Consider the following 7,760-nt stretch of genomic DNA (forward strand, 5'->3'; position numbering starts at 1 on the left):
TGCATTAATTTTGCCAGTCTGTTTACTGAGCTTCAGGACAACTTGTATCGATGAAAGGACAGAATTGGCGCATTTCTGCCGCTCATGAGCCTTCCGCGCAAAAAGCGGCCATCAGCCAGCACCGCGAGTTTTCCGAAGACGCCCCGCCGCTGGTGGTCCGGGCCTACGACTACGCCTCGGGTGCCAGGCAGCAGCCCCATTCCCACGCCCGTATCCAGCTGATGTATTCGCCACGTGGACTGATGCGCGTCAGCACCGAAACCGGCGCCTGGACCCTGGCACCGATGCGCGCCCTGTGGATTCCCGCCGGGGTCACCCACGAGGTGCGGATGGTCGGGGAAATCTCCATGCGCTCGGTCTATCTGGCCCCCCAGGCGGTGCCCTGGTGCTGGGACGAATGCTGCGTGCTGACGGTGACGCCGCTGATGCGCGAACTGATCCTGATGCTCAACGACAACCCAGGCCTGGCCGAGACGCCGCGCCAGCAGGCCTCGGGGCTGTTGCTGCACCTGCTGGCCCAGGCCACGCGGCAGAACAACAGCCTGCCGATGCCCCTGGACCGACGCCTGCGCAAGGTCTGCGATGCCATCCTGCAAAGCCCGGACAACAACGACACCCTGGAGGAATGGGGTGAACGCATCGGTGCCAGCTCACGTACCCTGGCCCGGCGGATGAAGGAGGAGACCGGCGTGACCTTCCACCATTGGCGCCTGCAGGTGCGGGTCGACGAGGCGGTCTGCCGGCTGGTACAGGGCGTGTCGATCAACGAGGTGGCCCAGGCCCTCGGTTATCGCAGTTCCAGCGCTTTCATCTACATGTTCCGCAGCCTGCTGGGGAGCACGCCGGCGCAATATGTGGAACGGATCCTCTGCGGGGCACCGGGGGTGGTGAATGAAGAGGCCAGCGCCGAACGGGTCGGAACCGGCTCAATGGCCTTGGCAGAAACAACCCGCCAAGGCGCCGCCACCCGCTGAACACGGACAAACCGGGCAGCCCTTTCTCATGGCAGGCCAGGAAACCGCCGACTAGCCCGACCCGCCATGCCGGAGCAATCATCCAGGCTGGTTCGCTGTCGTCGACAGCACCTGTCCCACGTGGTCGCGATCTTCCAGGCCACGGTGCGCATTGCGCATTGATCGTCTGAAGTTCGCCCAGTATTCGGAAGCGCGAACGGTCGTCGATGCCCTCCTCGACCGAATACACCACACCCCCATGACGGAGACCCCAGCCGTCAGGTGGTGTCTCCGTTGCTCGCAAAGAAAAGGAGACACCATGGAAATGAAGACCTTGCTGCACGAACTTCTGGCGGCATTCGGTGCCGACCTCAAAGGCACGGAGAAACAGCTGAAGCAGTCGATCGCGGATGTAGGGAGCGAGTTTCGCGGCACCCTCAAGCGCGTCCAGACGTCACTCGGCGACAACAACAGCGGGTTGCGGACGCTGCTTGAACAACAAAGTGAGCAGATCGCCGCGCTGAATCTCAGCATCGACGACCGGTTCAACGAACTGCGCTCGTTCAGGGAAAAAACCGTTGACGGTCTTTCCGACAACGCCGGAGCGAAAGACCATGAGCCTCTTGCACAGGGAGAGGAACCGGAGGAAGTCATCCATGAAAGAGACGTTCGGCTGGAGGCGGCCATCAGGCGCCTCGACTCGAAGAATCGACTCATCCAATGGCATTTGGGAATCATCAGCGTCGGCGTGGCCTTCCCGTTCGTTCGGGGCGCGTTCGAACAGATCCTTGCACTTTGCCAACATTGATCCACCGTTGTGCCTCGGCCTGAGCGAGGCGGCTTGACCCTTTGCTCGCCCGCCCGGGCGAGCAAAGGTTTTCATCCCTTTACACCTGGGCGGCGGCCAGCTTGTCTTCGGTGCGGGTGTCGAAGTCCGAGGCGTCATGCCGCTCGCGCAACTGGCTGGACAGTTCCCCGGACACGCGGTTGACCATCCGCCCGCGCTGCACGGCGGGACGGGCGTCGATGGCGTCGGCCCAGCGCCGGACGTTCGGGTAGTCCTGCACCGACAGGAACTCGGCCGCGTCATAGAGCCGGCCCTTCACCAGGCCGCCGTACCAGGGCCAGATGGCGATGTCGGCGATGGTGTAGACGTTGCCGGCGATGTACTCGGTGACGGCCAACTGCCGTTCCAGCACATCGAGTTGGCGCTTGGTTTCCATGGCGAAGCGGTTGATCGCGTATTCGATCTTGATCGGCGCATAGGCGTAGAAGTGCCCGAAACCACCGCCCAGGTACGGCGCACTGCCCATCTGCCAGAACAGCCAGGACAGGCACTCGGCACGGGCCGCCGGTTCGGTGGGCAGGAACGCGCCAAATTTCTCCGCCAGGTACTGCAGGATCGCCCCTGACTCGAACACCCGGATCGGCTTGGCACCGCTGCGGTCCAGCAGCGCCGGGATCTTGGAGTTCGGGTTGACCTCGACGAAGCCGCTGCCGAACTGCTCGCCTTCACCGATACGGATCAGCCAGGCATCGTATTCGGCCCCCTGGTGCCCGAGCGCCAGCAGCTCCTCCAGCAGGATGGTGACCTTCTGCCCGTTGGGCGTGGCCAGGGAGTACAACTGCAGCGGATGACGGCCGACCGGCAGTGCCTTGTCATGGGTCGCGCCGGCGATCGGCCGGTTGATGTTGGCGAACTTGCCTCCATTCTCGGTATCCCAGGTCCAGACCTTGGGCGGCTGGTAATCCGATGAATCACTCATGCTCGGTACTCCTTGGTTGCAATGGATGACGCGTTGGCGTGCCAGGGCTCGCGCCCCTAGCGCACCGATGAATTGTCGTTGCGACGCGAATACAGGCAGTCCTGCGCCAGGGTTGCGCGCATCTGTGTCGCCTCCTGCTCCAGCCGCTCGCACATGAAGTCGACGAACACGCGGATCTTGCGCGACAGTTGCCGGCTCGACGGCCAGACGATGCTCAACGTGTCCGGTGGAATCAGGTAGCCATGCAGCAGGCAGTACAGCGAGCCGTCGGCCAGCGCCTCGCGGGCCAGGAAGTCGGGAATGGTGCCCAGGCCGAAACCCTTGATCAGCGCCGCGCGAACCATTTCCATGTTGTTGCTGACCATCACCGTGCGGGTCCGCGGCTCGCGCGCGCCCTCCTCGCGCAGCAGCGGAAAGTCCAGCAGCTTGCCGTTCTTGTAGTAGCGAAAGCGCACCGCCAGGTGATCATCCAGCTCGGCCGGGGTCTGCGGTACGCCATGCCGCTCCAGGTAGGACGGTGCCGCGCACAGCACCGGCTGCACGCCGGGCAACGGCCGGTGCATCAGCCGCGAGTCCGGCAGCTCGCCGCTGCGGATGACCACGTCCATCCCCTCCTCGATCACATCCACCAGCTTGTCGCTGAAGTCCAGGTCCAGCTCGATATCGGGATACAGTTCCATGAAGGCGATCAACACCGTCTGGAACAGGTGATAGCTGGCCGCTGGCATGCTCACGCGCAAGCGCCCGCGCGGGATTTCGGTGGACTGCGACAGCGTCGACTGCGCATCGTCCAGGTCATCGAGGATGCGCCGGCAACGCTCCAGGAACACCCGGCCCTCGTCGGTCAGGCTGAGGCTGCGGGTCGAGCGCTGGAACAGCCGGACGCCCAGGCGCTGCTCGAGCCGGGTCACGCCCTTGCCCACCGCCGACGCCGACAACCCCAGCGCCCGGCCCGCCGCCACGAAACTGCCCAGCTCCGCCGTGCGGATGAAGGACATCAAGCCACTGAGTCGATCCATCTGCCGCTCCTATTCGATCGTTTTATTCCGCTATAGGCGGAATTCTTACCGTTTTTCACACGATTACCTGTTCCTTATCATCCTTGCACGTTCTGTCGACCCCGGTAAACCACCGGATAGTCGATGCAGTCACCTTTAACTCCGGGCGCCTTGACCGGCCCGACACCAGGATTTCATGTCATGTCCAACCTGCTGCTACAACAACGGCTGATATTGCTGGCGGTGTGTATCACCGCCATCACCATGCCCTTCAACTTCACCGCGCCCGCGGTCGCCCTGCCGGCTATCGGCCAGTCCTTCGGCGGCTCGCCCATGGAACTGAGCTGGGTCACCAACGCCTTCATGCTCACTTTCGGCAGTTGCCTGATGCTGGCCGGCACCCTGGCCGACAGCTACGGTCGCAAGAAAATCTTCATCGGTGGCGTCAGTGCGTTCGCCCTTCTGGCCGCGATCCTGCCTTTCGCCCCCAACCTGGTCCTGTTCGATGTGCTGCGTGGCGCCCAGGGGGTGGCGGCGGCACTGGCCTTCTCCGGCGGCATGTCGGCCCTGGCCCAGGTGTTCGACGGTGCGGGTCGCATTCGCGCCTTCAGCTTCGTCGGCACCAGCTTCGGCATCGGCCTGGCCGTCGGCCCGGTCATCGCCGGCGCCATCATCGAAGCGTTCAACTGGCAACTGATGTTCCTGCTGATCACCGTACTGGCAGTCATTTCCCTGGTACTGGCCGGCCGCTACATGCCGGAGTCGCGCAACCCTGACGCCGCCGGCATCGACTGGCCCGGCGCGATCACGTTCACCTGGGCGCTGGGCATCTTCACCTTCGCCATTCTGGAAGTGCCGGAGAGCAGCTGGACCAATCCGCTGGTGCTCGGGCTGTTCGTCGTGGCCCTGCTGTCCTTCGTCGCCTTCGTGGTGATCGAAAAGCGCGTGGCGCAACCCATGCTCGACCTGAGCCTGTTCCGCTACCCACGCTTTGTCGGCGTGCAATTGCTCGCGGCCGCTCCAGCCTACTCTTTCGTGGTGCTGCTGATCCTGCTGCCGATCCGTTTCGTCGGCATCGAAGGCATGAGTGCGATCGACGCCGGCTGGCTGCTGATCGCCCTGTCGGCCCCGCTGCTGGTACTGCCGATCGTCGCCGGCTACCTGACCCGCTGGCTGTCGCCGTCGACCCTGTCCGGCAGCGGCCTGCTGGTGTGCGCGGCGGGGCTGTACTGGCTCAGCCAGGTGCCGGTGGGCAGCAGCGCTGCCGAACTGGCCTGGCCGATGCTGGTGATCGGTGCCGGTATCAGCCTGCCCTGGGGCCTGATGGATGGCATGGCGGTCAGCGTGGTGCCCAAGGAGCGCGCCGGCATGGCCACCGGCATCTTCAGCACCACCCGGGTGGCTGGCGAAGGCGTGGCGATTGCCGTGGTCACCGCATTGCTGTCGGCCTATACCGCCAGCAACCTGGGCGTATTGGCGCAGGGCGACCTGAGCGAGGTGGTCGGGGCCGCCCAACACCTGGCCACCGGCAACCTGGCCGGTGCCGAGCAACTGCTGCCGGCGGCCGGACGTGAAGCCCTGGCGGCCGGCTACAGCGCCGCGTTCAGCAGCCTGTTGTGGGTACTGACGGTGATCACGGTGCTGACGGCCGCGGTGGTGTTCCTGTTCCTCGACCGCGGCCAGGTCGAGGACGGCGCGGCCGACGGCACGACCCTGGACCCGGCGGCCTGAGCCATCAGGCTCGGCCAACAGCCCCCAGGGTCTTCAGATAGGCACAGAACATGTCCGCCATGGCATCGGCATACAGCTCGATTTCCGCCTCGGTCCGCGGGCTCTCCGAATAGGTCTTGCCCACGGAACCGAGGGTCATGCCGATCAGCTCACAGGCCAATGCCCGGGTGCTCGCCGAGGCTTCGGGCAAGGCCTCCTCAATGAACAGTTCGAAAGTCCGCCGCCCCGCCGCCCTCACCTCCCGGGCCTGGGGCGCATCGCGGTACAGCGGCGCCGCATCATTGAGCGCCACGCGCACCGCGGCCTCATCGCATTCGGAACGGACGAACGCCCGCACCAGGGTCCGTAGCCGCACCAGCGGCGGATGCGCGCGATCCTCGACAATGGCGCAGAGCATGTCGCTGGTCTGTTGCCATTCATCGCTCTGCAAACGGAAGAGGATCGCCGCCTTGTTCGGAAAGTACTGGTACACCGAACCGACGCTGACACCGGCCCGCTCGGCCACCCGCGTGGTGGTGAAGCGGCGCATGCCTTCCTTCGCCAAAACCTGAACAGCGGCCTGCAGAATCGCCGTCACCAGCTCATTGGAGCGGGCCTGCCGGGGCTGTTTGCGTGAGGTAATCCGCGGGCTTGGGCGTTCGCTCATGGGAATGGCTCGCAATGCGAATAGAAAATGTGAAGGTTCATTCGCATTATAACGGCTCACCTACCTGCACAGGAAAAGCCCATGAGCACCCTGACCCAAGCCCCGCTCGCCCCCCTGCTGGAACGCCTGTTCAGCCAGGCCGACGCGAGTTCGCCGATGAGCAGCCCGGCCTTCGCCAACGTCTCGAAGCAAGAGCGCGAGCGCCTGATGCGCAGCAAGACCGAATACCTGAGTCTCTATACACAGTTGAAGGACTTTCCGCTGGCCGTTTCCCGGGAGACCGGTAGCCTGCTCTACATGCTGGCCCGTAGCTGCAATGCCCGGAACATCGTCGAATTCGGTACCTCGTTCGGTATTTCCACCCTGCACCTGGCCGCGGCGCTGCGTGACAACGGCGGTGGACGCCTGATCAGCAGCGAGTTCGAGCCGTCCAAGGTGGAACAGGCAAGGCGCAACCTCGTGGCCGGCGGGTTGGCCGACCTGGTGGAGATCCGGCTCGGCGATGCCTTGCAGACCCTGGCGAACGACCTGCCGGAGCCTATCGACCTGGTCCTGCTCGACGGTGCCAAGGCGTTGTATCCGCAGATTCTCGCGCTGCTGGAAAGCCGCCTGAGGCCAGGGGCGCTGATCATCGCCGACAACGCCGACTACAGCCCCGAGTACCTGGAGCAGGTGCGCGGGAGCGGTTCGGGCTACCTGTCCGTGCCGTTCGCCGAGGACGTCGAGCTGTCCATGCGCCTGGGCTGACCCAGGCCGCGCCCCCATCGCTGTGGGAACCAGTACCCTGCCGTGCGTCGCCCTGATCGAGCGTATCGCCCACAGATCAGTCACAACCCTGAGCATCGCCGCTACCGAGGTGGGTAGTGGCATGCGGCAATCCCCCCGGTCATCAGGCAATCGTGCCAGGCCAATGATCTTTATCGTCAAGGAGACCCACCATGACCGTAAACATCAGCAATCTGACGATCGCGACCCCGGTCGCCACCTCCGCCACCAACCCCGCGGCCCTCGAACTCAACGGCGCACAGGCCATCGCGCAGTTCCCCAGCGTGATCCAGGTGCTGCCGGACGGATCCCTGCAGTTCAACGCCCCCACCCGGGGCGCCTCGAGCAAAAGCACCCACCGCACCCGCTGCGAATGGAAGGAATCGATCTACTGGGCGCTGACCAGCGCGACGGAACACATCAACGACCAGGAAATGACGGTGACCAAGGTCAACTCCGCACAAAAGGTCGTCGTGTCGCAAATGCACGTGAAGGGCGATGACAGCCCGGCGGTGAAGGTGTTCTGGAACAAGGGCAATATCACCCTGGGCTTTCGCCAGCGCTACAACCAGACCGACCCGGTAAACAGTACGCTGCTCAAGGGCGTTCCACTCGGAGCCAGGTTCAGGGTCAGGATCCGCGTGACGGCCCTGGGCGTGGTCAACGTGAGCGTCGAGAGCAACGGCCTGTCAGGACTCTCGGGCGATCTGCAACTGGACAGCAGCTGGAATACCCAGCGATTCGACTTCCACGGCGGCGTCTACAACCAGATCGACTTCACCGACGCGACACCGGCCGATGACGGTTCGATCTGCATCATCAGCGACCTGCAGATCAGCCACCTCTAGGCTGTGTACGAAATTGTTTGAAACGCAGGTTAGGCAAGGCAAAAATCGGCGAG

Annotated in this window: 8 protein-coding genes; 5 read left to right on the forward strand and 3 right to left on the reverse strand. The window is 64.2% G+C overall.

Going from position 1 to position 7,760, the window contains the following annotated elements; translation table 11 throughout:
* Positions 1-50: 50 nt before the first annotated feature.
* Positions 51-974, forward strand: coding sequence for an AraC family transcriptional regulator (locus PF66_RS07745; protein WP_241494287.1), 924 nt, complete (start codon positions 51-53; stop codon positions 972-974).
* Between the two features lie 298 nt (positions 975-1,272).
* A complete protein-coding gene (locus PF66_RS07750; RefSeq protein ID WP_054062331.1) occupies positions 1,273-1,761 on the forward strand; it encodes a hypothetical protein in 489 nt (162 codons plus the stop codon).
* 79 nt (positions 1,762-1,840) lie between these two features.
* Here PF66_RS07750 and yghU read toward each other — a convergent pair whose 3' ends face one another.
* Both yghU and PF66_RS07760 read right to left on the reverse strand, forming a co-directional pair.
* The gene (yghU, locus tag PF66_RS07755) at positions 1,841-2,719 is read right to left on the reverse strand and encodes a glutathione-dependent disulfide-bond oxidoreductase (RefSeq protein ID WP_054062332.1); all 879 of its coding nucleotides are present in this window, start codon (positions 2,717-2,719) and stop codon (positions 1,841-1,843) included.
* 56 nt (positions 2,720-2,775) lie between these two features.
* Positions 2,776-3,738 carry a LysR family transcriptional regulator gene (locus PF66_RS07760; RefSeq protein ID WP_054061215.1) on the reverse strand — a complete coding sequence of 321 codons (963 nt, stop codon included), beginning with the start codon at positions 3,736-3,738 and terminating at the stop codon, positions 2,776-2,778.
* Positions 3,739-3,918: 180 nt separating this feature from the next.
* Here PF66_RS07760 and PF66_RS07765 point away from each other — a divergent pair, with 180 nt between their 5' ends.
* Positions 3,919-5,448 carry an MFS transporter gene (locus PF66_RS07765; protein WP_054062333.1) on the forward strand — a complete coding sequence of 510 codons (1,530 nt, stop codon included), beginning with the start codon at positions 3,919-3,921 and terminating at the stop codon, positions 5,446-5,448.
* Between the two features lie 4 nt (positions 5,449-5,452).
* Here the strand turns inward: PF66_RS07765 and PF66_RS07770 are convergent, their stop codons facing one another.
* Complete coding sequence (locus PF66_RS07770; RefSeq protein WP_054062334.1) at positions 5,453-6,094, reverse strand: TetR family transcriptional regulator; 642 nt, start codon at positions 6,092-6,094, stop codon at positions 5,453-5,455.
* Positions 6,095-6,175: 81 nt separating this feature from the next.
* Here PF66_RS07770 and PF66_RS07775 point away from each other — a divergent pair, with 81 nt between their 5' ends.
* On the forward strand, positions 6,176-6,841 hold the full coding sequence (locus PF66_RS07775; protein ID WP_054062335.1) for an O-methyltransferase: 666 nt from the start codon (positions 6,176-6,178) through the stop codon (positions 6,839-6,841).
* A gap of 191 nt (positions 6,842-7,032) precedes the next feature.
* A complete protein-coding gene (locus PF66_RS07780) occupies positions 7,033-7,707 on the forward strand; it encodes a polysaccharide lyase family 7 protein (protein WP_054061097.1) in 675 nt (224 codons plus the stop codon).
* Positions 7,708-7,760 lie beyond the last annotated feature (53 nt).

It is taken from the genome of Pseudomonas asplenii (assembly GCF_001293465.1).
GTDB classification, from domain to species: Bacteria; Pseudomonadota; Gammaproteobacteria; order Pseudomonadales; family Pseudomonadaceae; genus Aquipseudomonas; species Aquipseudomonas fuscovaginae_B.